This window comes from Halomonas sp. ATBC28, assembly GCF_005937175.1.
Lineage (GTDB): Bacteria > Pseudomonadota > Gammaproteobacteria > Pseudomonadales > Halomonadaceae > Vreelandella > Vreelandella titanicae.
The window spans coordinates 1-22,106 of the sequence record NZ_VCQL01000035.1 but is presented as its reverse complement, the minus strand read 5'-3'; the positions used below and the strand labels follow the sequence as shown (position 1 = coordinate 22,106).

21 protein-coding genes, 1 tRNA gene and 1 pseudogene are annotated in these 22,106 nt (G+C 53.8%); 11 read left to right on the top strand and 12 right to left on the bottom strand.

The genetic code is table 11. The annotated features are described in order from the left end of the window. Positions 1 to 11: 11 nt before the first annotated feature. From E0L35_RS24050 to E0L35_RS24035, 4 genes are all read right to left on the bottom strand, one after another. Positions 12 to 1,457 carry an ATP-binding protein gene (locus E0L35_RS24050; protein WP_022522398.1) on the bottom strand — a complete coding sequence of 482 codons (1,446 nt, stop codon included), beginning with the start codon at positions 1,455 to 1,457 and terminating at the stop codon, positions 12 to 14. A gap of 53 nt (positions 1,458 to 1,510) precedes the next feature. Then, on the bottom strand, positions 1,511 to 2,698 hold the full coding sequence (locus E0L35_RS24045; protein ID WP_138801626.1) for a PQQ-dependent sugar dehydrogenase: 1,188 nt from the start codon (positions 2,696 to 2,698) through the stop codon (positions 1,511 to 1,513). 83 nt (positions 2,699 to 2,781) lie between these two features. Continuing rightward, complete coding sequence (locus E0L35_RS24040; protein ID WP_138801624.1) at positions 2,782 to 3,657, bottom strand: AEC family transporter; 876 nt, start codon at positions 3,655 to 3,657, stop codon at positions 2,782 to 2,784. Between the two features lie 78 nt (positions 3,658 to 3,735). Further along, a complete protein-coding gene (locus tag E0L35_RS24035; protein ID WP_022522401.1) occupies positions 3,736 to 4,650 on the bottom strand; it encodes a LysR family transcriptional regulator in 915 nt (304 codons plus the stop codon). A gap of 203 nt (positions 4,651 to 4,853) precedes the next feature. Here E0L35_RS24035 and E0L35_RS24030 point away from each other — a divergent pair, with 203 nt between their 5' ends. Beyond that, the gene (locus E0L35_RS24030; protein ID WP_138801623.1) at positions 4,854 to 6,869 is read left to right on the top strand and encodes a ligand-gated channel protein; all 2,016 of its coding nucleotides are present in this window, start codon (positions 4,854 to 4,856) and stop codon (positions 6,867 to 6,869) included. Positions 6,870 to 6,972: 103 nt separating this feature from the next. Here the strand turns inward: E0L35_RS24030 and E0L35_RS24025 are convergent, their stop codons facing one another. Next, the gene (locus tag E0L35_RS24025; RefSeq protein WP_138801622.1) at positions 6,973 to 9,105 is read right to left on the bottom strand and encodes a TonB-dependent receptor; all 2,133 of its coding nucleotides are present in this window, start codon (positions 9,103 to 9,105) and stop codon (positions 6,973 to 6,975) included. A gap of 245 nt (positions 9,106 to 9,350) precedes the next feature. On the opposite strand from E0L35_RS24025, the gene E0L35_RS24020 reads away from it, so the two are divergent. The 5 genes from E0L35_RS24020 (at position 9,351) to E0L35_RS24000 (ending at position 15,224) form a co-directional block, all read left to right on the top strand. Beyond that, positions 9,351 to 10,307 (top strand): ABC transporter substrate-binding protein, encoded by a 957-nt coding sequence (locus tag E0L35_RS24020; protein WP_022522404.1) that lies wholly within the window; start codon positions 9,351 to 9,353, stop codon positions 10,305 to 10,307. Positions 10,308 to 10,360: 53 nt separating this feature from the next. Continuing rightward, positions 10,361 to 11,329 carry an iron ABC transporter permease gene (locus E0L35_RS24015; RefSeq protein ID WP_022522405.1) on the top strand — a complete coding sequence of 323 codons (969 nt, stop codon included), beginning with the start codon at positions 10,361 to 10,363 and terminating at the stop codon, positions 11,327 to 11,329. A gap of 8 nt (positions 11,330 to 11,337) precedes the next feature. Next, a complete protein-coding gene (locus E0L35_RS24010) occupies positions 11,338 to 12,465 on the top strand; it encodes an iron ABC transporter permease (RefSeq protein ID WP_082116863.1) in 1,128 nt (375 codons plus the stop codon). Further along, positions 12,462 to 13,280 (top strand): ABC transporter ATP-binding protein, encoded by an 819-nt coding sequence (locus tag E0L35_RS24005; RefSeq protein WP_089691369.1) that lies wholly within the window; start codon positions 12,462 to 12,464, stop codon positions 13,278 to 13,280. Before E0L35_RS24010 ends, E0L35_RS24005 begins: the two co-directional genes overlap by 4 nt. A 132-nt stretch (positions 13,281 to 13,412) precedes the next feature. Beyond that, positions 13,413 to 15,224: an ABC transporter ATP-binding protein gene (locus tag E0L35_RS24000; protein WP_022522408.1), complete on the top strand. Its 1,812-nt coding sequence runs from the start codon at positions 13,413 to 13,415 to the stop codon at positions 15,222 to 15,224. 17 nt (positions 15,225 to 15,241) lie between these two features. On the opposite strand, the gene E0L35_RS23995 is transcribed toward E0L35_RS24000, so the two are convergent. Beyond that, a complete protein-coding gene (locus E0L35_RS23995; RefSeq protein WP_138801621.1) occupies positions 15,242 to 15,817 on the bottom strand; it encodes a hypothetical protein in 576 nt (191 codons plus the stop codon). A 127-nt stretch (positions 15,818 to 15,944) separates the two neighbouring features. On the opposite strand from E0L35_RS23995, the gene E0L35_RS23990 reads away from it, so the two are divergent. Beyond that, positions 15,945 to 16,021: transfer RNA gene (locus E0L35_RS23990), tRNA-Ile, on the top strand. A 188-nt stretch (positions 16,022 to 16,209) separates the two neighbouring features. On the opposite strand, the gene E0L35_RS23985 is transcribed toward E0L35_RS23990, so the two are convergent. Further along, positions 16,210 to 17,106 carry an FRG domain-containing protein gene (locus tag E0L35_RS23985; protein WP_161463070.1) on the bottom strand — a complete coding sequence of 299 codons (897 nt, stop codon included), beginning with the start codon at positions 17,104 to 17,106 and terminating at the stop codon, positions 16,210 to 16,212. A gap of 11 nt (positions 17,107 to 17,117) precedes the next feature. Beyond that, positions 17,118 to 17,468, bottom strand: coding sequence for a hypothetical protein (locus E0L35_RS23980; protein ID WP_202606198.1), 351 nt, complete (start codon positions 17,466 to 17,468; stop codon positions 17,118 to 17,120). A gap of 187 nt (positions 17,469 to 17,655) precedes the next feature. Here E0L35_RS23980 and E0L35_RS23975 point away from each other — a divergent pair, with 187 nt between their 5' ends. After that, on the top strand, positions 17,656 to 18,087 hold the full coding sequence (locus E0L35_RS23975; protein WP_138801619.1) for a hypothetical protein: 432 nt from the start codon (positions 17,656 to 17,658) through the stop codon (positions 18,085 to 18,087). 81 nt (positions 18,088 to 18,168) lie between these two features. On the opposite strand, the gene E0L35_RS23970 is transcribed toward E0L35_RS23975, so the two are convergent. Both E0L35_RS23970 and E0L35_RS23965 read right to left on the bottom strand, forming a co-directional pair. Beyond that, entirely contained in the window at positions 18,169 to 18,717 is a 549-nt protein-coding gene (locus E0L35_RS23970) for a hypothetical protein (protein ID WP_138801618.1), read from the bottom strand. A gap of 139 nt (positions 18,718 to 18,856) precedes the next feature. Then, positions 18,857 to 19,063, bottom strand: coding sequence for a DNA-binding protein (locus E0L35_RS23965; RefSeq protein ID WP_138801617.1), 207 nt, complete (start codon positions 19,061 to 19,063; stop codon positions 18,857 to 18,859). A gap of 114 nt (positions 19,064 to 19,177) precedes the next feature. Here E0L35_RS23965 and E0L35_RS23960 point away from each other — a divergent pair, with 114 nt between their 5' ends. Genes E0L35_RS23960 through E0L35_RS23955 form a run of 3 tightly spaced genes read left to right on the top strand, consistent with a single transcriptional unit; the run spans position 19,178 to position 20,921 of the window. Then, positions 19,178 to 19,471, top strand: coding sequence for a helix-turn-helix transcriptional regulator (locus E0L35_RS23960; protein WP_051430520.1), 294 nt, complete (start codon positions 19,178 to 19,180; stop codon positions 19,469 to 19,471). A 41-nt stretch (positions 19,472 to 19,512) separates the two neighbouring features. Then, positions 19,513 to 19,662 (top strand): hypothetical protein, encoded by a 150-nt coding sequence (locus E0L35_RS26385; RefSeq protein ID WP_161463069.1) that lies wholly within the window; start codon positions 19,513 to 19,515, stop codon positions 19,660 to 19,662. Further along, positions 19,659 to 20,921, top strand: a complete 1,263-nt coding sequence (locus E0L35_RS23955; protein WP_138801616.1) for a PIN-like domain-containing protein — start codon at positions 19,659 to 19,661, stop codon at positions 20,919 to 20,921. Before E0L35_RS26385 ends, E0L35_RS23955 begins: the two co-directional genes overlap by 4 nt. 295 nt (positions 20,922 to 21,216) lie before the next feature. Here the strand turns inward: E0L35_RS23955 and E0L35_RS26970 are convergent, their stop codons facing one another. Beyond that, positions 21,217 to 21,390 (bottom strand): hypothetical protein, encoded by a 174-nt coding sequence (locus tag E0L35_RS26970; protein WP_138801615.1) that lies wholly within the window; start codon positions 21,388 to 21,390, stop codon positions 21,217 to 21,219. A gap of 46 nt (positions 21,391 to 21,436) precedes the next feature. Next, positions 21,437 to 21,901 (bottom strand): annotated as a pseudogene (locus E0L35_RS23945) (transposase); the annotation flags it as partial. Positions 21,902 to 22,106 lie beyond the last annotated feature (205 nt).

Sequence of the window (22,106 nt, the reverse complement as noted above, 5' to 3'; positions counted from 1 at the left end):
AAACGTTGTCCTCACGCGGATGCGGTTTCACTAATAGGTAGTGTGATTTCAAATCCAGCGCCGCCAAGGGCGCTGTCAAACACGCCGATCGTACCGCCGTGGTCGTTAATAATGCGATGTACCATAGAGAGTCCCAAACCGCTGCCTTGACCGACCGGTTTGGTGGTGAAAAATGGGTCGAACACTTTGTGATGATGGGCACTGGGTATCCCTGGGCCATCATCTTCCACCCACAGTATTAATTCGTGCTCTTGCTGCTGGGCGCGCACTCGAATTCTGTTCACTTCGGGGGCTTGCGCTGCATTGCGCAGCAAATTGGTCAGCACCTGCACAATTTGTTGGCCGTTGGCGAGTAAGTTGGGTGTCGGCGACGGTAATTCAATGTCTAAACGAATATTGCGTGGCTCCAGCTCGTCTTCAACCAAATCGCTGGCATTCATAATAAGCTGATCAAGCGCCAGTTCGCCTTTCTCTACGTTATGTTGGCGGCCTAATTCCATCAACTGGCGCACAATTTCAACGATGCGCTCGACTTCGCCACGAATACGCCCTAGTCGTGCGCGTTCGTCATCGCCAATCACATCGCGGCGAGCCAAACGCTGGGCCTGGCCATTGATCACCGTTAACGGCGCACCTATCTCATGGGCAACGCCGGCTGCCAGTACGCCCAGTTCAGCCAGCTTTTTCGATTTGCGCAGGCGCTTTTCAAGCTCAATTTCGCGCCGTTGGCGATTTTCGATCTCTTGGTCTTTTTCGGCCATCGCATCCAGCATGCCATTCAAACCGGAGGCAAGGTGGCGATATTCGATAGGGCCGTCTTCGGTGGCGCGTTGGCTGCGGTCACCTTTTTCTACTAACTGCATTACGTGCAGCAGCCGGTTAAGCGGGCGCTCGATATGGCGGCGAAACCCCCACCAAATACTAAACACGATTCCGGCGGCGCCAATCACAAACACCAACACGGCCACAATACTGATAAAACCCGTGTAGTTCTCAATACCGGTATTTAGCCGATTAACCTGCAGTACCCCATATACAGTGCCATCTTGTGAGCGCAAGGGTGTCAATGCAGAGTAGTAATTCCATCCATCGTGTTGGCGATAGTTGCTATATAAGTCATCGCGCTCAATGATTTGTTGAATCTCTTCACGGCTGAAAATATCTTTGCCTAGGCCCAGCCCGTAAATATCGCGACCCTGGGTATCGAATACATAGGCACCGTAAATTCGATGGAAGGAGAACGCCGACTGTAACGCTTCTTCAAGCGGCGTATTGCTATCTGGCGTAACCGCGTAGCTGAGCGACGAGCTCAGCGTACGGGTAATAATCTCAACTTCCGTTTGTAGCTTTGAGCGTACGTTATCTTCGAGCGACTTGATTGCCACTAAGCTAAAAACCACCAGGATGACAAACAGCGGCACAATCACAGTCAAAATAATCAAATTGCGTAGTCGCATGGGGCATCCATGGTGGTTTTAATACGTTTTAATATCAGCCAGTGAATGAAGCGCTACTGGTTCGTTGGCGCTAGGCGGTACAAGCCGCCCTGGGGGGCGTCAGTGAGTAAGTAAATGGCATCATCAGGGCCTTGGCGAACATCGCGAATGCGACCCACTTCGCCTTGTAAAATCAGCTCTTCCTCGGCGACACGGCCCTCTTCCAAGCGCAGGCGCAACAGCCTCTCGCTACCTAGCCCACCGGCTAATAAGTTGCCTTGCCACTCACCAAAGGCGTCACTAGTCACTTCGGCAAGCCCGGCGGGGGCGAAGCGGCCTTCAAATACATACACTGGGTCAACCATGCCGGGGAGCGAATCTTCGCCAATCGGCTCGTTGGTTGCATAGTCATTGCCCTGGCTGACCTTTGGCCAGCCATAATTATTGCCCGCTTCGATATGATTCAGCTCGTCGCCGGTGCGGGGGCCATGCTCTGACGCCCAGGCTTCGCCGTTACTGAGCACGACCATGCCTTGAATATTGCGATTACCCATGGAGTAAATTTCATCCAGGGTGGTGTCATCACCAACGAAAGGGTTGTCATCGGGAACGCCGCCAGTAGCGGTAAGACGCAGGGTAGAGCCCGCGTGGTCATCGCTTGCCTGGGCGCGGGGCGGTTCACTGCCGCGATCCCCAATACTCATTAGCAGGGTACCGTCGGGCAGCCACGCCAACCGCGAGCCGTAATGGCGGCCCGGCCCAGAGGCGCGATCTTGTTCAAACAAGTGTTCGACCTCTCCTAGCTGGCCATTGTGCCATTTTATTCGCGATAATGCTGAACGGCTGTTATTGCCCTCGGGCTTGCTCCAGGTGAAATAGATCCAATCGTTATCACCCTCGCTATTTCCGCCTTCAAAATCAGGATGTAACGCTATGTCTAGCAAACCGCCCTGGCCCTGAGTACTCACTTCGGGCATGCCTTCCAACGTACTGGCTTCACCGCTTTCGGGATCGACAAGTTTCAGTTGCCCGCTGCGTTCGCTCACCAAGTAGCGGCCATCGGGTAAAAACGTCACCGCCCAAGGATGCTCAAAACCATCGGCGATACTCTCAATGGAAAGGTTTAAATGGTCGGTTTCCAGCGATTCCTGGACGATTTCCGCATTTGCCGTGTTAATAGCGCCCGCCAGCACTAGTCCACTGATCCTTGCCCAAGCCCCAGGGGGCAGTGGGCGTTGGGTATGGTTGTTCATGTGAAGCATAGCGTGCCCTCTGGTGACGTTAATCATTGGCATCCTTGCCAGTAGTCTAGCAGTGACCTTTTAGTCACGTGTGGGTTCCACTATTACATGAGCAGGGCGAGTAGCACGGGCAGGTAAAACAGCGCTAACAACGTCGAGCAGAAGACCAAACTGGCTACATAGACGGGTTCGCGCTGGGCGCGCTGAGCAAAGAGATAGTTGAAGACCGCCACTGGCATGCACATCTGCACCACTAAAATGCTTTGGGCCAGTGGCGGAAGGCCCACCCAGCCAGCGATCAACCAGGCGACCACGGCAGCGAGGGGCACGCGCACCAGACTAAATCCGAGCCCTGAACGCAGGTTCTTCACCTGAATGCTGGCTAGCGATACGCCCAGAGTAATGAGCATGAGCGGTACCGTGAACCCCGACATTAAGTCCACCGTATTCGCCAGCCAGGGGGGCAGGGAAGTGCCCGTTAGCAGTAGCGCCATGGAAATCGCAATGGCATACACCGTAGGCGTTTTGGCAAGGGTTTTAAGCGGGTTGCCTTGGCTATTAAGCACAGCGCCTAGGGTGAACTGAAAAAGCGAGACGGTCACCATCACGGTGATGCCGTAGGCAAACCCGGCACTACCAAAGGCGTAAAGCACCACGGGTAAGCCCATGTTGCCGGTGTTGGGGTACATCATGGGCGCAAGCAGTACCCGCCAACTGCGGCGCAGCAGTTTTGCCACGCCAAAGGTCGCCGCCCCCATGGTGATAATCACCAGCGCGGCGGCCAGCATCGTCTGGCCAAAGGTGGTGGCATCGATATCGGCACCCGCCAGGGATGCTAATACCAGTGAGGGTGTGCCAATGTTAAACACTAGCCGGGTAATGAAGTCGACCGGGTAGGGATGGCCTAGGCGTACCCACAGGTAGCCGAGCCCTGCACCCGCCAGCACGGGCGCCATGACGGCAAAAAGTTCGGCAAGCATTGGCTGTCCTTGGCAATCGTTAGCCGCCCATTGTCGTTAATAAGCGGGCTAACTGGCAAGGCAAACACTCGAATTAACCTAGACGGCGGCGGCTGACGTGCGCCACGGGGCGGGCACCTGGCTGCGTAAAAACTCTAACAGCGCGTGGGTACGGCGGGTCTGGTGACCGTAAGCATAAAGCAGTGTGATAGGAAGTGGCACCGGCTCCCAGCCGGACAGGCAGTTAATCAGCTCGCCTGGATGATGCTGTTCGCGTTTTGCGGTTAACCAGTGTGAGAGCAAGCCGATACCCTGGCTGCGCGCAATGGCATCTATATGCAGGGTAGTGAGATCTACCCGCAGCCGTGAACGGGGCGGGTTAAAGGTGTATTCGCCATGCTCTGGATGAGTGAGCAGTAGCCCGTCAGAAGCCGTGCCCAGCAGGTCTATCCAGGCGTGCTGGTTCAGTTCGTCGGGGTGTTGAGGCGTGCCAGCCGCCTCTAAATAGTGTGGGCTGGCATAAAGCCCGCGGGTTAAATGCCCCAAGCGCTCCTGGTTTAGCCCGCACTCATGAGTCGGCCCAAGCCAGACATGCACGCTATTGCTGTGCATTTTAGTGGGCGGTGTTTCCCTGGTGTGTAGCGTTAACTCTACCTTGGGGTGGCGGTTTAAGAAGGCATCAATGGCACTGGCTAACCAGCTGCGGGCCAGGGCACCGTGCACTTCAAGGGTAATTTCTCCGCTAATCTCCTCACGCAGCTCTGCCAGCGCCTCCTGGCTATGAGCCGCCATTGCCAAAAGCTCGGTGCAGTAGTTGTGAAACAGTAACCCCGCCTCGGTAGGAATCAAGCGGTTGGCCTGACGGCGCAGCAGTGGCTGGTTAAGCCGGGTTTCGAGCTGGCTGATACGGCGGCTAAGGGTCGATTTGGCTAATCCGAGCTTTTGAGCGCTGCGAGTCAAACTGCCCGTGGTCATCACATCGGCAAAGGCGGTAAGTTCGTCAAAGTCATACATGGTCAGGCCCACGGAAAAGGGTGAGCGCTAATTGTGCCATTTTTCGGTGCGAATGAAAATAATAGGCATTTGTGTTCCGGTATGCTGAACGTACCGTCTCACCCCAGTGTGCAAAGAGTGTGTAAAAATATTAATGCTAATAATTCGCATTTAATAGAGCAAATGCTTACCCACATTGCTCACACACTATAAAGGACGAAGTTATGTCTCCCTGTTTGCGCCGTACGCTGCTGGCCAGCGCTATCTCTTCGCTTGCCAGTAGTGCTCTTTGGGCACAAGACGCGCCCCGCTTAGACGATATGGTGGTAACTGCGTCAGGTTTTGAACAGCAGATTACCAATGCCCCCGCGTCTATCAGCGTGGTTTCCCGCGAAGAGTTGGAACAAGGCCACTATCAGAGTGTTACCGATGCGCTGCGCGATGTGCCCGGTGTGATTGTCACCGGCGGTGGGAGAGGGGATAACGGCCAGGATATCTCTATTCGCGGCATGCCCTCCCAGTACACCCTGATATTGGTCGATGGGCGCCCGCAGAATTCCCGCGAGTCTCGCCCTAATGGCGATGCAGGTTTTGAGCAAGACTGGCTGCCGCCGTTACAGGCTATTGAGCGTATTGAAGTAGTGCGTGGGCCAATGTCGACGCTCTACGGCTCCGATGCCATCGGCGGGGTCATTAACGTGATTACCCGCAAGGTTGCGCAGGAGTGGCACGGTAATGTGCAACTCGACACCGTGCTTCAGGAAGACAGCGACTCCGGCGATAGCCGCCAAGCCAATTTTTATCTGAGTGGCCCGCTGGTAGGGGAGCGTTTAGGGCTCCAGCTCTATGGCCGTGCCTCTCAGCGCGATGAAGACAATATCCTTAACGGCTACGAAGATAAAAGCCTGCAAAGCCTCACCGCTCGATTTAGTCTTGCCGCATCAAAAAACCACGACTTCACTTTTGAGGCCGGTATCACGGAGCAGGAGCGCGAATCGCTGATGGGCAACTCGGCGCCATCGGAGGGCTGTCGCGGTGGTTGTGAGGATAGCTACAACAACTATACCCATCAGCACGTTGCGCTAACCCACAGTGGTCGCTTCGATTGGGGTACCAGCGAAACCTACTTGCAGCGTGAGCGCAGCGAAAATAAATCGCGGGATATTGAAATTACCAACACTACCGCCAAAACCAGCGCTGTCATTCCGCTAGGCATGCATATGGTGACGCTAGGCGCTAACTACGAGGAAGAGTCGCTTGAAGATAGTACAACGAACAGACTGCCTGACTCTGATCGTAGTGAGATTGAGAATAGCCAATGGGCAATTTTTGTTGAAGATGAATGGATGCTTACCGATTCCTGGGCATTGACCGGCGGTTTACGTGTTGATGATGACGACAACTACGGTAGTCATTTAAGCCCGCGTCTTTATAGCGTGTGGAATATGACGCCTGACTGGACGTTGAAAGGCGGCGTTTCAACCGGTTATCGAGCGCCCAACCTGCGCGAGATCACCCCCGACTGGGGGCAGGTCAGTCGTGGTGGCAATATTTACGGTAATCCTGACCTTGAGCCAGAGACCTCGCTCAATAAAGAGCTGGCCCTGCTTTATGCCAACGACTCTGGCCTGAGCGGCAGCGTCACGCTATTCCATAACGACTTTGACGATAAAATTACCCGAATAGCTTGCCCCATCGATATCTGTACGGATGGCGCTAACCAGTTTGGCAGCGACCCGACTTATCGCGTTAACGTTGATGAAGCGGTGACCCAGGGCGTAGAGGCGAGTGTGGCTGCGCCTTTAACCGATACCGTTGAGTTAACGGCCAGCTACACCTATACCGATAGCGAGCAAAAAAGCGGTGAGTATGCAGGCGAGCCGTTAACACAGCTGCCTAAGCACCAGGTATCCGCCTCGTTAGATTGGCAAGTCTCTGCCAAGTTGAGTCAATGGACAAAAGTCACTTACCGCGGCGAAGAGAGCCAACCGACTACTGGCCCTTCGAGCAGTGCCATTGTGGCTCCTTCCTACACCTTTGTAGATGCAGGTATTGGCTACCAGCTAAATGAATCGACTCAACTGAACGCGGGTATCTACAACCTGTTCGACGAAGCGATTGACTACGATGAGTACGGCTATGTGGAAGATGGCCGCCGGGTTTGGTTAGGTCTCAACGTCGCCTTCTATACGCTAGGTTCCCGTTATAAACGCAGTACAGCAGCGGCTATCCAGCGATAGCCGCTTTTTTGGCTGCTAGGCAAGGAGAGGAGAGTCAGCAAAAAAGCCCCAGCGCATGGCCGGGGCAGAAATCAGCATTGAAACAGTAGCGAGCTGAAATTGATTAGAACTCGTAGCGGGCGGATAGCCACAGACGGCGACCTTCTTCACTATTGGCGTAAACGTTGCCAAAGCTGGAGCCATCGCCGTAGGCGCGGTAGTCGACAAAGTCTTTGTCAAACAGGTTATAGATGGTTGCGCTCAGATTAAGCTGATTGGTGACTGCATAGTTACCGCCTAAGTGAAACAGTGAATAGGCTTTAAAGTCGCCCAGGTCATCAAACGAGGGGGCGCCGCGCACGCTTTCGCGGTTACGGTAGCGTTCGCTGCGGTACTCAGCTGAGAGCCAGGTGTCCAGTTTTGCCGTTGCCTGCCAGCGCAGCGTGGCGTTGATGGCGTGTTCGGGGGTATCCGTCAGTGGCTCACCCTCGTTATCGCCACTCTTCTGCTCGCTATCGGTATAGGTGTAGTTAGCGTTAACGTGCCAATCGGGAGCGAACTGGTAGCTGGTAGAGAGCTCAACCCCTTGGGTGATCGCTTCATCGATATTGATATCCTGGCTATACAGGCCGTCAGGAATCAGCAGGTCGTTTTCCACCAGGATATCGCTGCCGCTGGCAATCTTATCGTCAAACTGGTTGTGGAACAGCGTGGCGCTGGCGGTAAAGCCTTGCTGGTTGTCGTAATGGGCGCCTATCTCGCTGCTGGTGCTGGTTTCAGGCTCAAGATCCGGGTTGCCAATGGTCAGCACGGTGCCTTGGCCGGTAACGCCGTTGATGCCATCGTGCAAATCATTAAGCGTGGGCGTTTTATAGCCGCGGCTCACGCCACCTTTTAATGTCCAGTTGGGCGTCGTGTTCCACACCAAGTAGCCGCGCGGGCTGAACTGGCTGCCAAAGGCGTCGTGGTGATCGTAACGGCCGCCTAGGGTCAGGGCCAAATCGTCCCGCAGCATCCATTCATCTTCAGCAAACAGCGACCAGGTGGTTTGGGCAAAGGTCTCACCGGCCAAGCCGTCGTCAAGCTCGGCATCCCACCACTGCAGGCCCAACGTGGTCATGTGGTTGCCCAGCGGCATGATGAATTTGCTGTCGAGCACGGTATTGGTGGTTTCCAGCTCCCGCGGCGCACCGCCGACAATGCTAGGAAAGCCTTCGTAAGCGACGCCCACATCACCAGGAATCGTGCGTCCTTTGGTTTCGGTGGTATTGCGCATCAGGCTGGATTCCAACGTACCCGAGGCAAAACGTCCAGTGTGGCCAATGGCGATTTGCTCGCGCTCAAAACGGAGTTCATCCGAATAGCCGGTGGCGCTGCCAGGGGCGGGCGCGCAGCTGCGGGTGCGTCCATCCAGGGTGCCTAGCTGGCACTCGTCGTTGTTATAGCGTTGACGATTGACTTCACCATCTAGCCACAGGTCATGGCTATCAGAGGGTGTCCAGGTTAGCTTGCCGCCGATGTTGTAGGTATCGCCTTCCACCGGGCTGGGGCCGCGCTGGCTGACCTCAATAGGATTGCCGTCACCGTCGGTGTAGGTGAGTTCAGAAGCATCGCGCTCATAAACCCGGCCACGCAGTTGAAGGCCAAGGGTATCTTCCACCAAAGGGCCGCTGGTATACAGGTTGATCTCGCGACGATCGCCAAAATCGCGATCTTCGTTAAAGGTGTTTTCGACCCCGATAGAGCCAGTCCACTCGCGGCCAACCCGGCGGGTAATAATGTTGATTACCCCACCCATGGCGTCAGAGCCATATAGTGTCGACATCGGCCCACGGATAACTTCAATTCGTTCAATGCTGGAAATGGGGGGAAAGAAGCTGGTGGAGGTTTCGCCAAACCCATTGGGCGTCACGCTGCCGGCGGTATTCTGGCGGCGGCCGTCAATCAGGATCAGCGTGTAGTCGCTGGGCATGCCACGAATACTAATGTTGCTACCACCGGTTTTGCCCACTGAGCCGCCGATATCCACCCCCTCAACGTTGCGCAGGGCATCAGCAATACTGGTAACCCGTTGACGCGAAAGCTCCTCGCGAGAGATCACCGAAATGCTGGCAGGGGCATCGACCATCGCCTGTTCAAACCCGCTGGCCGAGACAACGATATTGTCCAGCTGTTGATCTTCTTGAGCGGTGGCTGTGCCTGCAGAAACAGCAAACGTGACGGCACTAGCCAGAACAGAGCGAGTAAAGCGTGGCATGTCATTCCCTCTTGGTTACGATAATTATTAGCCAATGATATTAATTATCAAATAAAGGCGGGAGTCTAAAAAGAAAAGTTCCCAAACGCGAGGGAATGATTGAGGAACGTTGCGTTGCGCATACTGAAACAGTGAGAGGGTGGAGGAGTTGCAGGAAATGGAACACGCCATTCGCTGGAATAGTAGTGCAAGCGCTTTTGAGAATCGTTATTATCCTTGCCAAGGTACCGTATTGAGAGAAACTTATGCTGGTTAAAACGACATCAATGGCCGCCATCCTCGCTAAGAGCGGGCGTTTAGGTATGGTCGGCGTATTGCTAAGTATTTTTGTGGCAGGCACTGCGCAAGCGCGCACGCTGGAAACCGCCTTTGGCGACGTAGACGTTGAGGGAACCCCAGAGCGCGTCGTAACACTCTACGAAGGCGCTTTGGACGCTGCCGTAGCGGCAGGCGTGAACCCGCTAGGCGCTGTGACGACGCGTGGTGGCGACAACGTGGCAAGCTATATTGAAGCGCACCTTGGCGAGAACACGCCTGCCATTATGGGCGTGGTGCGCGAGATCAATATCGAAGCCGTGCTGGCGCAGCAGCCGGATCTGATTTTGGCGCCCGCCCAGCTTTCTGATGAGCAGTATCAACTGCTGTCACGTATTGCGCCTACGGTGGTGCCACCCACTCAGCCACTTGCGCCGGATAACTGGAAAGACGAAGCCCGCCTTTACGGCGAAGCGCTTAATCGCCAAGCCGCCATCGCAGAAGCGATTGAGGCCGTTGAGCAACGCGCCGCCGAGGTCGCCGAGGCAGTGGAAGAGGCCGGTGTCGGTGGTAGCGCCTTCTTGGTGCGCTGGATGCCCGGTGGCCCTATGGTGATGTCGGAAAACCTTTTCGCTGCAGGTTTGTTAGCCCAAGCGGGGCTGGATGTTCAGGACGCTGGCCTAGTGGGCGAGCGCGGCGTGCATAGCGATGTGCTGAGCCTGGAAAACCTTTCCCAAGTGGACGGCGACTGGCTGTTCCTGGCAACGCTCAACGAAGATGGCCAAGCGGCGGTGGACGCAGCCAAGCAGAGCAGTGCCTTTACGCGCCTAAACGTGGTGCAGCAAGACCACGTAGTGCCGGTAGATGGCCAGCTATGGACAAGTGCCAATGGCCCGCTGGCCGCCCAGGCGATTCTTGACGATATAGAGGCAGCGCTGTTGCCGTGACGGTTCCACGTTTTGCAACGCCTAACGTTAGGCGTGCTACTCCCCGAACGCTAATGCTGCTGCTACTCACCGCCCTTGTGGCGGTGAGTCTCGTTAGTTTATTAATCGGCGCAGGTAGCGTTGGCCCCGGCAGGACCCTGGCGCTACTCAGCGGCGCCCAGGACGATGAAGCACGCTTCATCGTCTGGGAACTGCGCGCACCGCGCACCTTAATTGGTATTGTCGTGGGCATGGCACTAGGCGTTGCTGGAGCCTTGTTGCAAGCGGTGGCACGCAACCCGCTGGCTGAACCGGGGCTTTTAGGGGTTAGCGCGGGGGCGGCGTTTGCCGTGGCGCTGGCCTTAGTGCTGGGTGCCAGCGCCGCCACGTTACGCATTTCAGTCGCGCAGTTAGGTGCGCTGGTGGGCTGCGTGTGCGTATTGAGCGTGGCGCGCTTTCGCGGTGTGGGTAACGACCCCATCCGGCTCGTGCTTGCCGGGGCTGCGTTCTCTGGCCTGTTGGCGTCATTAACCTCATTGATACTGCTTTACGACCAGCGTGCCGCTGATGAAATTCGTTTCTGGGTGATTGGCAGCTTGGCAGGCCGCCGCTTGGACGACCTGCTTGCCGTGCTGCCCAGTATGCTGGTCGCGTCAGTGATGGTTGCGCTGATTGCTCGGCCGTTAGCTGCCCTGGCACTAGGCGAACGAGTGGCCTCTGGTTTGGGCCACCACCCCAACCTCATTCGTTGGTTGGTCATCGCCTGCGTGGCGCTGTTGGTGGGGGCTGCCACCGCCATCGCCGGGCCCATTGCCTTTGTTGGGTTGGTGGTGCCGTTTGTCGCACGGGCCTTTGCCGGGCCTGATATTCGTCGCACGCTATGGTTTTGTCTGCCCATCGGGCCGCTGATCGTCCTCGCGGCCGATATCATCTCTCGAGTGGTGGTCGCTCCATCGGAACTACCGTTGGGCGTACTCACGGCGCTGTGCGGCGCCCCCGTACTGATAGCGGTTGTACGTGCGCGCCGCCTACCAATGCTATGAATTCGCTAATGAAAACCACGCAGATAAAAAGCTCGTCTATGCCTTTCTCTTCGGAAGACCAGTTCCGCGCGGACGGCAATAACAACGTACCGCCACCGCAAGGTTACTGGCGATTCGCTTGGCGAAGCGGGAACGGTGCGAACAGTCTGTTATTTGAGCAGCGAGCGGTAGCCGTTAACCTGGGCCTGTTTGGCGCGTTACTGCTTGCCAGCGTTTTTTATCTAAGCCTGGGCAGCGTTAAGGTCGCGCCAACGGCGGTGCTGCAGGCACTGTTTGGCAACGCAGATATAATGGCGAGCTTTGTAGTGCAGGAGCTACGCTTGCCGCGTTTGGCCGCAGCCGTTAGTACCGGGGCGGCCTTCGCGTTAGCCGGCATACTGATGCAAACCCTGGCCCGCAATCGCTTGGCGACGCCGGGTATTATTGGTATTGATAACGGCGCGACGACATTTGCAGTGGCCTCCATCGTAGGCCTTGGTGTTTCTATCGCGCCGCCTGCCATGGCGTTAGCAGGGGCAACCACCGCAGCGGTACTCACCTTCGGACTCGCCGCGGGCAACGGCACCCAAGGGTATCGCTTTATCGTGGCGGGGATTGGCGTGGGCGCGGTGTTTGGCGCGATAACGCAATTGATGCTGGCGCGCGTCGCCATTGATACCGCCAATGCCGCTTACCCATGGACGGTGGGTTCGCTCAATGCCCGCCCCAGCGGCGCACTGCAGTTACTCATGCTCGGGTTGGCGTTAGGGCTGGCCGCTGCCATGGCATTAGCCCGTTCGCTAACGCTACTGCGTTTCAAGGATGCTACCGCTAGCGGGTTAGGCGTAAACGTCAAGCGACGCCGGTTGGAAGTGCTGCTGCTATCTGTCGCCTTGACGGGGTTAGCGGTCGCTGTTGCCGGGCCGGTGGGCATGGTGGGACTGATTGGCCCGGAGATTGCCCGGTCAATGTCGAGTTCTCGTAGCGTGCCGGTTTTGGCGGCAACGCTGGCGGGGGCGCTGGTCATGGTACTCGCCGACTTGGCCGGGCGTACGCTGCTGGCGCCGATCGAGATTCCCGTCGGTATCGTTACCGCCGTGGTCGGCGGGCCCTGGTTACTTTGGATATTAATGCGCCCGCAACGGAGCTTCACATGAGCCAATCTCCAACACCCACTATGCCATCTCTTGCCACGCAGTCGCTCGGCATGAGTTATGGCACCCGGCAGGTGATCGATGGCTTGGATATCACCCTGCCCAGCGGCAAAGTCACCGCCATTGTGGGCCCCAACGGCTGCGGAAAATCGACGTTGTTGGCCGGGCTTGCTCGTTTACACAAACCCGATAGCGGTGCTGTATTGCTCGATGGCGCCGATATTCAGCGCTTGCCCACGCGCCAATTGGCCACTCAGCTGGCGCTACTGCCCCAGGAGGCCGTCGCACCGGAGGGGCTAACCGTGACCGAACTGATTCGTTTTGGTCGCCAGCCCCACCAAGGCTGGCTGCGCCAGTGGTCAGCAGAAGACCAGCGCGTGGTGCAGCACGCGCTAGCGGCGGCAGGGCTTGAACAACTCGCTGACAGGCCAATTGATGCGCTTTCCGGTGGACAGCGCCAACGCGCCTGGATCGCCATGACCATCGCCCAGCAAACCCCGCTGCTGCTGCTGGATGAACCCACCTCCGCGCTGGATCTTGGCCACCAGATTGAAGTGTTCGAGCTGGTGAAACATCTTGCCCACCACGGCCGTACCGTGGTGATGGTGCTGCACGATCTCGCCAGCGCCTGCCGCTACGCTGACCATCTCATCGCCATGCGCGAAGGTCAGATTATCGCGGCAGGGGCTCCGGCTACGGTGGTTACGCCTGACCTGGTGCGAACGCTCTATCAAGTGGAGTGCACGTTACTCACCGACCCTGATACCGGCAGCCCCTTGCTGGCCAATGTGCACCGCTCCCCGGCACCTGCTTACTAGGCAGTCTCCAGCCTTTCGCCGCATTGCTAAAGATGCATTAAGTTGATGCCCTGCTAGAGATAGCGGGGCGATTTCATTACTCTATCGCTTCTAAACCTATTTCAGCTATAACAACCTCAGTAAGGAACACTCGTGTCCTCTCCTGCACACAGTTTTCAAGCGTTGCTGCGGCTACTGCGCTACGCCAAAGGCTATCGTCGGCGCATCATTGCCGCCACCGCCTGTTCGATTATCAACAAGCTGTTTGATATTGCCCCAGAGATTCTGATTGGTGTCGCCATTGATGTGGTGGTCAATCAGGAGCAGAGTTTTGTGGCCAGCCTCGGCTTCGAGACGCCCCAACAGCAGATCACCATGCTGGCGGTGCTGACGTTTGTTATCTGGGCGGGGGAATCGCTGTTTGAGTACTTGTTCCAAATTCTCTGGCGTAACTTAGCCCAACGTTTGCAGGCGGATATGCGCCAAGATACCTACGAGCACGCTCAACGGCTGGATATGGCGTTCTTTGAATCAAGAAGCTCCGGCCAGCTAGTGGCCACCATGAACGACGACGTTAATCAGCTTGAGCGCTTTCTGGACGGTGGCGCCAACGCGATGGTTCAGGTAGTGGTGACGGTGGTGGTGATTGGCGCGGTATTCTTTGTGCTTTCGCCGTTGATTGCGCTGCTGGCGTTTACACCTATTCCGTTGATCATTTGGGGGGCGTTCTTCTTCCAGCGCAAAGCCGGGCCGCTCTACAGCGACGTGCGTGAAAAGGTGGGTGATTTAGCCAGCCGTTTATCCAACAACCTAAGCGGCATCGCGACGATTAAAAGCTTTACCAGTGAAGAGCGCGAAGCGGAACGCCTGCGCGAGGCCAGCGAAGCCTACGTAGAAGCCAACAGAAGGGCGATCAAGGTTAGCTCCGCGTTTATTCCTGTGATCCGCATGGCGATTTTGGCGGGCTTTCTGGCCACCTTTACTGTGGGCGGCATGATGGCGCTCAACGGTTCACTCAATGTGGGTGCTTACGGTGTGTTGGTATTCCTGACCCAGCGTCTGCTCTGGCCGCTCACTGGCCTGGCTCAGGTGATCGACCTGTTCGAACGCGCCATGGCCAGCACGCGACGGATTCTTGATCTACTTGAAGTGCCGATTACCGTTAAGGACGATAGCACCACCCCGCTCGTTCAGCCGGTGCGCGGTGAAGTGACCATCGACAATGTGAGCTTTCACTACGCTACCAGTGGTGTTGGCGTGGAAAACATTCATTTACACGCACCGGCAGGCAACACTCTGGCATTAGTAGGCGCGACCGGCTCGGGTAAATCGACCCTCATCAAGCTGCTGCTGCGCTTTTACGACCCGGAAAACGGGCGGGTACTCATCGATGGCCAGCCGATTACCGAGGTCAGCATGAACTCGCTACGCCAGTCGATCGGCCTGGTCAGCCAGGATGTTTACCTGTTTGAAGGCAGCATTCGCGACAATATCGCTTACGGCAAGCCCGATGCCGACGAAGCCGCGATTATCGATGCGGCAAAAACCGCCGAGGCGTGGAGCTTTATCGAAACGCTGCCCCAAGGATTGGATACGCCGGTAGGGGAGCGGGGCGTGCGGCTTTCCGGCGGCCAACGCCAGCGGCTTTCTTTAGCGCGGGCGCTACTTAAAGACCCGCCTATTTTGGTGCTGGATGAAGCCACCAGCGCAGTGGACAACGAAACCGAAGCGGCCATTCAGCGATCGCTAAAGCGCATCGCCCATGGCCGCACGGTGATTATGATTGCTCATCGGCTTTCGACCATTGTGCATGCTGATGAGATCGTGGTGATTGAGAAAGGCCAAGTGGCCGAGCGGGGCACCCATTCCAGCCTATTGGCAGCTAACGGCCACTACGCCGCCCAGTGGCGGGTACAAACCGGCGAAGCCCAGGCGGGGGATGTGGAAGCACTCAGTAACCTTTAACGACTACTGATTAACTATTACCTATTAACCAGGAGCGCATTGAGGGTGACGGGCACATGCTCTTCAATCTCCTGGTAGCCTAGTAACGACATCACGGTGCGCACCGTGGTGTTGGCCATCAGTGCTCGGCCATCCATCGCCATGGGCTCCGCGTGGGTGACGCGTATCTCATTTAGGCCTTCGCGGGTAAACCGCAGCGGCACGGATTCCTGTTGGTTAACCATGTCTGATTGAACGCTAAAGGTCAGCGTCTCCACCAGTGATTCGCCAATATCCAAACCGTCCAAGCGTTCTGGCGGCATTTGCGCTTCTAGCGTCACCAAGGTGGTGTTCGCCAGCAAACCTATCCAAGGTGGCAGCTCGCCAAAGCGTTCCAGCACATCCGTTTGGCTGAGCTTTAACGGCAAGCGCAGGGTGCCATCGCTGGAGATATCACCCTGCAGATCGCGCACTTGATGGTGATGAGTTTGCGGTGCTTCGCCGTTCAACTGAGTAATCGATGCCTGCACCCGCGACTGTCCAGGATCAAGCTGCCAATCAGCGTGCACGGGCAGCGCCAACAATAAGGGGAATAGAGCAATCAATGCTTTCACAGCGCGTCTCCGTATAAAGAACTACTCACCAGACTGCCCAATCCACATAAAGTGCCGTAATGACATCAAGATAGCGCAAAGGGGCTAGCCTCTCTCGGCCACATTCGCTATGATATGTACGCTTTTCGGGCCTATAGCTCAGTTGGTTAGAGCAGGGGACTCATAATCCCTTGGTCGTAGGTTCAAGTCCTACTGGGCCCACCATTTAATCAAAGACTTACCCGCCGTAATACCCTCCCTCGCCGTACCTTTTTCCGTCAGTGTCTACAAAGCGTCTACACCCTAGTGTAAGCGCGCGTCAGATTTGGCATAAAGTCGCAGATGATTTGGCACAGCACCCGAAGCGTGCCCTCTAAGATTATTGCGGGATATTTGGCACTGCTTTTAAAGGCCTATCGATTCAACCAAGGCTCTTTGTGGAATTCACCTGCAAAAGCTCTATCACGTACTTCTCGAGCTACACCTTCATAGCCTGGGAACAGAGTTGATCCCTTTACCCCGAACTCATCACACAAGCTGAGAAGCTTTGGAGCTTCTGTGATAGGTAGGGTGCATTTAGTGAGTACAGGCTTTTCAGCAGATGAACGTTGGATATCACTAAGATTCTCCAGAGAAACAGATTCCTGCCCCCCACCATAAGATGCTGCCAGAGTGGTGACCGTGAATACTCCAGCTTGAGCCGCTAGGTTAGCGCTTGCTGATCCGGGCATTTCCAGATATTTCACAGACTCCCATGAACGGCTATCAGATATGTCCAAGGCCCACACAGCCAAACGGCCCGATAAGGTTACGAAGTGCATTGCTTCTAGAGCCGCTGAGCAGGCGAAGTATGCAGCTACATAAGACCTTTTTGTCCAATCTAGTAAGCACGTAGGTACGCCATGATGCTGAGCGGTAGCAAGCAAAGGTAATAGCTCCTCAACAGGCCACTCAAAATCATCTTTTTGAAAGGCGGCAAGGGCGTCTTGAAAGCTGAGCTCTTTAATTCTATCCCTGATAGCAACTGAGTCACTTGGTACTGCTATACCTGATGCATCGCATCCTTTCATAAAGGCATCTAGCAGTGACAGCTCATAATGGGCTTGCCTGATATCGCCACCCAAATTTCTCCCAACAATTTGCTCTGCAGCCATAGCCCCCTTGGTTCTCAGAGCGGAAGGAGCAAGCACAAAACTAGCGCAGGGCTGTCCTCTGAATATGTGGCTTCGACTCCACTGAGTCTTATTTAAAGGTGACAAGAAGTTTATAAGTTCGAGAGCATTTTCAAACTCTTCTTCATGTATTGTCATGGAGTCTCTCATTAAAACAGCCCCGCTGGTTCGGCATCCACATCCCAACTGAAGATCAGCACCTCTTTGGCGTCTGAGCCTTTGCCACCTCCGACGGTGTAGCGTATGTCGGTGGTTTCGATGTGGTAGCCCGCGAAGATCCGGCGGATGTCTGGGTGGTCGTTGAGGCTGATGATGGCCTTGCCCTTGAGCTTTGCCAGCATGCTCGCCATTTCTTCGTACTGTTCTATGCCAAAGGGTACCCCATATCCCTCCGTCTGCCAGTAGGGCGGATCCATATAAAAGAGGGTGTATGGGCGGTCATAGCGCTCAATGCCGTCCTGCCAGCTTAGGTGCTCTATAAAAGTGCTTGATAGGCGCAAGTGAGCCGCTGATAGCGTCTCCTCTTGCAGCGCGTCGCGAAATTTGCGAAACCGCGCTGCTTAGTTTGAGAGCTGATTTAATCGCTATTTGAAGAGCATTTATTTTGCGTGTATACAGCTACTCTGGGACACGGTACTCGAAGGCTGGTAACTTAGAAATGTCTATATCAACCGCTTGGGAACCGCTATGGCACAAGAGCCGAAAGTCGATCTGGAGATTGGTGATCGTGTAGATCACAAAGTGTTTGGACTTGGTACGGTACTGGACGTTTCCATGCCTGGTATGAGCTTTATCCCCTCGCTAGGATCAAAGGGGCCTGTTTGCAGAGTACATGTGCAGTGGGATAAGCCTGATGGGCCAGAAGAGAACGCTGTTATGAGCTGGGCACTCAGGAAAATGTCATCTCCTCTACAGCGACCTTTTGCATTCTGGAAAAAGAAGTGGGCGCCATTGCATGAAGAATGGCTCGAAGCCCGCAAAGATGTTGAACGTACTTGCTCTACATTCAGCCCTCCGCCTGATAGTGAAAAACTACAAACTGCTTTGCTAAGAGAAAAACTCGCTTTTGAATCATTAGAAATGTTTTGGAAAGAAGCAGAACAGGATGACGACGCATGACAGGAACTTTTCCGTATAGCTAGGCAGGCACCGCTGGCCCCGCTCCCTCAGAGCTCGGGAATCGAGGCAGGGGGACATAGATCAAGCCTCGTTGGCATTGGGAGCGGGGGAGGCCGCACGGGAAAGGGCTTCCAGCGGTGCTTTGTCGCCGCGCTCCAGTTGGGCAAGGCCGTATTCAATCAGGCGCTCCGACAGGGCCGAGGAAGTCAGGCCGTTGGTGCCCGCCTGAATCAGGTGGCGGCTGTGGGTTTCCGGATCGAGAAAGACGCGGATGGGCTGTTTTTTACTCATGTGGATAACTCCAAAAGGGCTAAAGGCCGTTGTGGATAACGGTAGGCGCGTTAGCCGTGGGGGTGTGGATAGGTGCGCCGATACAACAATCACCGAGGAACGGGGGGAGGCGTCGGTAGATGTAGAGGCGCGGTCGGTGGCCTGGGCGAGACCGTAGTGCTTGGCGAGGTAGGCCAGGGCGTGTTGGTAGTGCTTGAAAACGATGGCGTAGGACTTACCACCGTCGATTTTGCTGAAACGGATAATGGTGGTGTCTTCAAGGTCGAGGGCGAGCAGGTGAGCCGCAGGCACCGCGATAAAGCAAAAGCCGCCAGCAGGTACGATGTGCTGGTGGAGCAATACATTGTCGGGGGGAGGGCTTCACCGTCCAGCAGCAGGCGTTGAGTGCAGATGGTGAGGCCTTCTATATCTAGCAGCGTCAAAGGGGCTGCTAGCGTGGCGATAGGGGCTTGAGTGGTGTCAACGTTCATGACGGCATTCATGACCACTCCTCCGCGTTAAGGCACTGTGCGTTGAGGAGAGCCACGTTGATCATGCGGTAACGACCGACTTTGATGGTGGGGAGGTAGCCGCGGCGGATGTGACCTTGAATCACACCTTCATCTAGGCCGGAGAGCTGCGAGAAGCGTTCGATGGTCATCGTTGGCACTGTGGCCGGAACCTGGGGCGCGTTGCTCGTTTCCATGTGTCATTACCTGCACTGTAATGGGCTGTGATAGTCTTTGAATTAGAGTTCGACTTTTTGAAAATCTGGTGTATCTCATATGGAGCACCATGTCTCAAATGGAATATAACCCATATGGACAATACGTCAACCCCTATTGGGGAAAAAATTCGTGAAGTACGCGAAGTCCAGGGATTAGGAAGGCAAGCGTTTTGCGATATGACTGGGGTTCCAAAGCAAACGCTGATAAATGTAGAAAACGGAAGAAATGAGCCTTCATTCAAAGTAATGAAGAAAATTGTTGATGCATTTCCGCAGTACACGATGTGGTTAATGCATGAACAGGTGATCGAAGAAGCAGGTCAAATCAGTCCACAAATAGAAAAAGCTCGTGCTGACCTCAAGAAAACGGGAACGGATACCAACTAGCAAAAAGGGTTGTTGATAAATGGTTCCAGGGGGAAGGCGTTGTGGATAAAGAGGCCGGGATCATGCCAGATGAAGCAAGAGAAGCTTTTCAAGAAATAATTAAGTTTGCATTAATTATGAGCTTGTTTTCTGTTTTTTTTATTGCAACTCAAGCAAAAATAAGAAAATTTTTAAAAGGGAAACGTAAATGAATATGAAAGATCTTTTTCCAGATTATTTTGTGGATGAAGAAAAGGTCAAAGCAATTTGGGATGATTGTTTATTTGCATTTGATGCAAACTTTCTTTGTGACCTATACAGGTATTCCGACATTACTAGGCTTGATTTTATAGATGTAATGAATAGGTTTAGTGACCGAGTTTGGTTACCAAATAGAGCAATGGAAGAATATTTGAGGAATAGAAGAGTTGTAATCAGTAAGCAGGAAGCGCTTTATGTTGATGTAATTAAAAAATTAAATATTTTAGAAGAAAATTTAAATCACAAAAAACAACATCCGTTTGTTAGTAAAGAGCTACATGCTGGTTTTTTTGATGTATCGAGGCGTTTAAAAGAAGAGTTAGAAAATAGTAAAGTAGAATATGTTAAAAGAATTAACGGCGGGGACGAGATAAGAAATAAAATCGTTGATATTTTTGATGAAAAAGTAGGTTTCGGATTTACTGATGAAGAGTTGCAGGAAATATTAAAAGAAGGCGAGGTTCGATATCAAAATAAAACACCACCTGGCTATAAAGATAAAGAAAAAGAGAAAGATGAGCATGAAAATCAATGCTTAACTGAAAATGATAAAAAATGTAAACCTTATGGAGATCTAATAGTATGGAAGCAAATAATCGCAAAAGCTAAAAAAGACAAGGTTAATATTGTTTTTGTTACTAGTGATTCAAAAGAAGATTGGTGGAAAAAAGAAGGTAATAATACATTAGGGCCAAGAGGAGAACTTGTTGAAGAGTTTGAAAGCGAGACTGAAATGTTTTTTCATATGTATAGTCCCGATCGGTTTCTTAAGTTTGCGCAAGAACGTATGAAAGTAAAAGTTAATGAAGAGGCCTTGGAAGAAATAAAAGAGATCAAGAAAGAGGATGAAAAGAAATTTTTAAATAAAGATAGAACGAAAGAATTACTGGTTAGTGAAATCAAAAATATTAGTCTTGAAAATTATAATTTTAATGAATCGATGTATCAGGGTAGGCTGAAGCAGAGTATGTATGAAAAAGATGCTCTATATTCAGAAATCCTAAAGTTACACAATGAGAGAGATAAAATAAAATATATGATTATGAAGACTAGAGAGGAAAATGATGACGCAGAATTTATGAAAATGATGAAGATTTATGATGATAATCAAAAGGCTATAGAGAAAGTTAATTCCGCTATTAGAAATTTGGAGCAAGAGATAAGGAAATTAAGTTACAATTTAGATAATAATTCAGAACAGCGGTTTTAAGAGTTTTTGAAAGATGATGTCAAAATATTGTCCACATAAGTAACCAGTAAAGACAGAAACAGTCAAACAGAAAAGGGCTATGTTACTGAAAAAACGACCAAAGGCGATTATTGGCATGCTATTCACACGGCTCATAATCCCACGGTCGTAGGTTCAAGTCCTACTGGGCCCACCACTTCTATATTTACCAATTTTAAAAGCAAGTGATTATGAGTCCCTGGAGCTGCGGTATACCTGATTCTAGTTATCACGTGCGCTCGTCTAAGGTTTTCAATTCCGCCGTTTTTTTACGATATTACCCAACCCACCACCGCCAACCAGCTGCACAAAGCATACCCATTGCAATTGATACCAACGGATTCCTCATCACTACCGCCACCGTACCCGCCGCAATGGCTGCGAGCCGAACGCCACCATCCCCATGCACAATGATAGGCGTAATAACGGCAATCAGGACTGAGCTAGACATGGCATCGACGTAAGCGAGCCACTAACCACATCTAGGCAGATTTCGCTTAGATCGGTAATGTCTCTTTCCACTGCCAGGGCAGCAGCGTGTTGAAGTCATCATCGTCGAGGGTGGGCAGCGTCGCGAAGACATACTGCAAGTAATCGTAAGGCGAGAGACCATTGGCTTTGGCGGTTTCGATCAGGCTGTAGATCGCCGCACTGGCTTGAGCGCCGCTCGGAGTATGGCTGAACAGCCAGTTTTTACGGCCGATGACGAACGGACGGATGGCGTTCTCCGCCGGATTGTTGTCCAGCGGGATCAGGCCATCGTGCAGGAACCGGGTCAGGCGGGGCCACTGGTTATCCAGGTAGTGCAGGGCTTTACCCAGCGCACTTTTGGGCAGCACCTGGGCCAGTGACTTGTCGAGCCAGGTGCGTAGTTGATCGATCAGTGGGCGGCTCTTCTGTTCACGCAGCGCGTGACGCGCCTCGGGTTCAAGTGCCTTCGCCTGTTTTTCCACGCCGTATAGGTAAGCGAGCCACCAAACCCATCTACTCAAGCTAATTACGCCTCTTCACACTAATGATCTCTTGTTGGTTTTGGAGATCACCATGACCTGTGAACTCAACCCTACCCGCGCCTTTTGGCTGGGTCATCTTTACTGTGCCTCAGCGCAGAACATGCCGTTAAGTGACTACGCCGCTTCCCAGGCGTTAAGCCTCGCTGACCTGCTG

What these genes read in the sequence shown, in the direction of transcription:
- E0L35_RS24050 (WP_022522398.1), bottom strand. Translation starts at nt 1,457, where the DNA reads ATGCGACTACGCAATTTGATTATTTTGACTGTGATTGTGCCGCTGTTT.
- E0L35_RS24045 (WP_138801626.1), bottom strand. Translation starts at nt 2,698, where the DNA reads ATGCTTCACATGAACAACCATACCCAACGCCCACTGCCCCCTGGGGCT.
- E0L35_RS24040 (WP_138801624.1), bottom strand. Translation starts at nt 3,657, where the DNA reads ATGCTTGCCGAACTTTTTGCCGTCATGGCGCCCGTGCTGGCGGGTGCA.
- E0L35_RS24035 (WP_022522401.1), bottom strand. Translation starts at nt 4,650, where the DNA reads ATGTATGACTTTGACGAACTTACCGCCTTTGCCGATGTGATGACCACG.
- E0L35_RS24030 (WP_138801623.1), top strand. Translation starts at nt 4,854, where the DNA reads ATGTCTCCCTGTTTGCGCCGTACGCTGCTGGCCAGCGCTATCTCTTCG.
- E0L35_RS24025 (WP_138801622.1), bottom strand. Translation starts at nt 9,105, where the DNA reads ATGCCACGCTTTACTCGCTCTGTTCTGGCTAGTGCCGTCACGTTTGCT.
- E0L35_RS24020 (WP_022522404.1), top strand. Translation starts at nt 9,351, where the DNA reads ATGCTGGTTAAAACGACATCAATGGCCGCCATCCTCGCTAAGAGCGGG.
- E0L35_RS24015 (WP_022522405.1), top strand. Translation starts at nt 10,361, where the DNA reads ATGCTGCTGCTACTCACCGCCCTTGTGGCGGTGAGTCTCGTTAGTTTA.
- E0L35_RS24010 (WP_082116863.1), top strand. Translation starts at nt 11,338, where the DNA reads ATGAAAACCACGCAGATAAAAAGCTCGTCTATGCCTTTCTCTTCGGAA.
- E0L35_RS24005 (WP_089691369.1), top strand. Translation starts at nt 12,462, where the DNA reads ATGAGCCAATCTCCAACACCCACTATGCCATCTCTTGCCACGCAGTCG.
- E0L35_RS23985 (WP_161463070.1), bottom strand. Translation starts at nt 17,106, where the DNA reads ATGACAATACATGAAGAAGAGTTTGAAAATGCTCTCGAACTTATAAAC.
- E0L35_RS23975 (WP_138801619.1), top strand. Translation starts at nt 17,656, where the DNA reads ATGGCACAAGAGCCGAAAGTCGATCTGGAGATTGGTGATCGTGTAGAT.
- E0L35_RS23965 (WP_138801617.1), bottom strand. Translation starts at nt 19,063, where the DNA reads ATGGAAACGAGCAACGCGCCCCAGGTTCCGGCCACAGTGCCAACGATG.
- E0L35_RS23960 (WP_051430520.1), top strand. Translation starts at nt 19,178, where the DNA reads ATGGACAATACGTCAACCCCTATTGGGGAAAAAATTCGTGAAGTACGC.
- E0L35_RS23955 (WP_138801616.1), top strand. Translation starts at nt 19,659, where the DNA reads ATGAATATGAAAGATCTTTTTCCAGATTATTTTGTGGATGAAGAAAAG.
- E0L35_RS26970 (WP_138801615.1), bottom strand. Translation starts at nt 21,390, where the DNA reads ATGTCTAGCTCAGTCCTGATTGCCGTTATTACGCCTATCATTGTGCAT.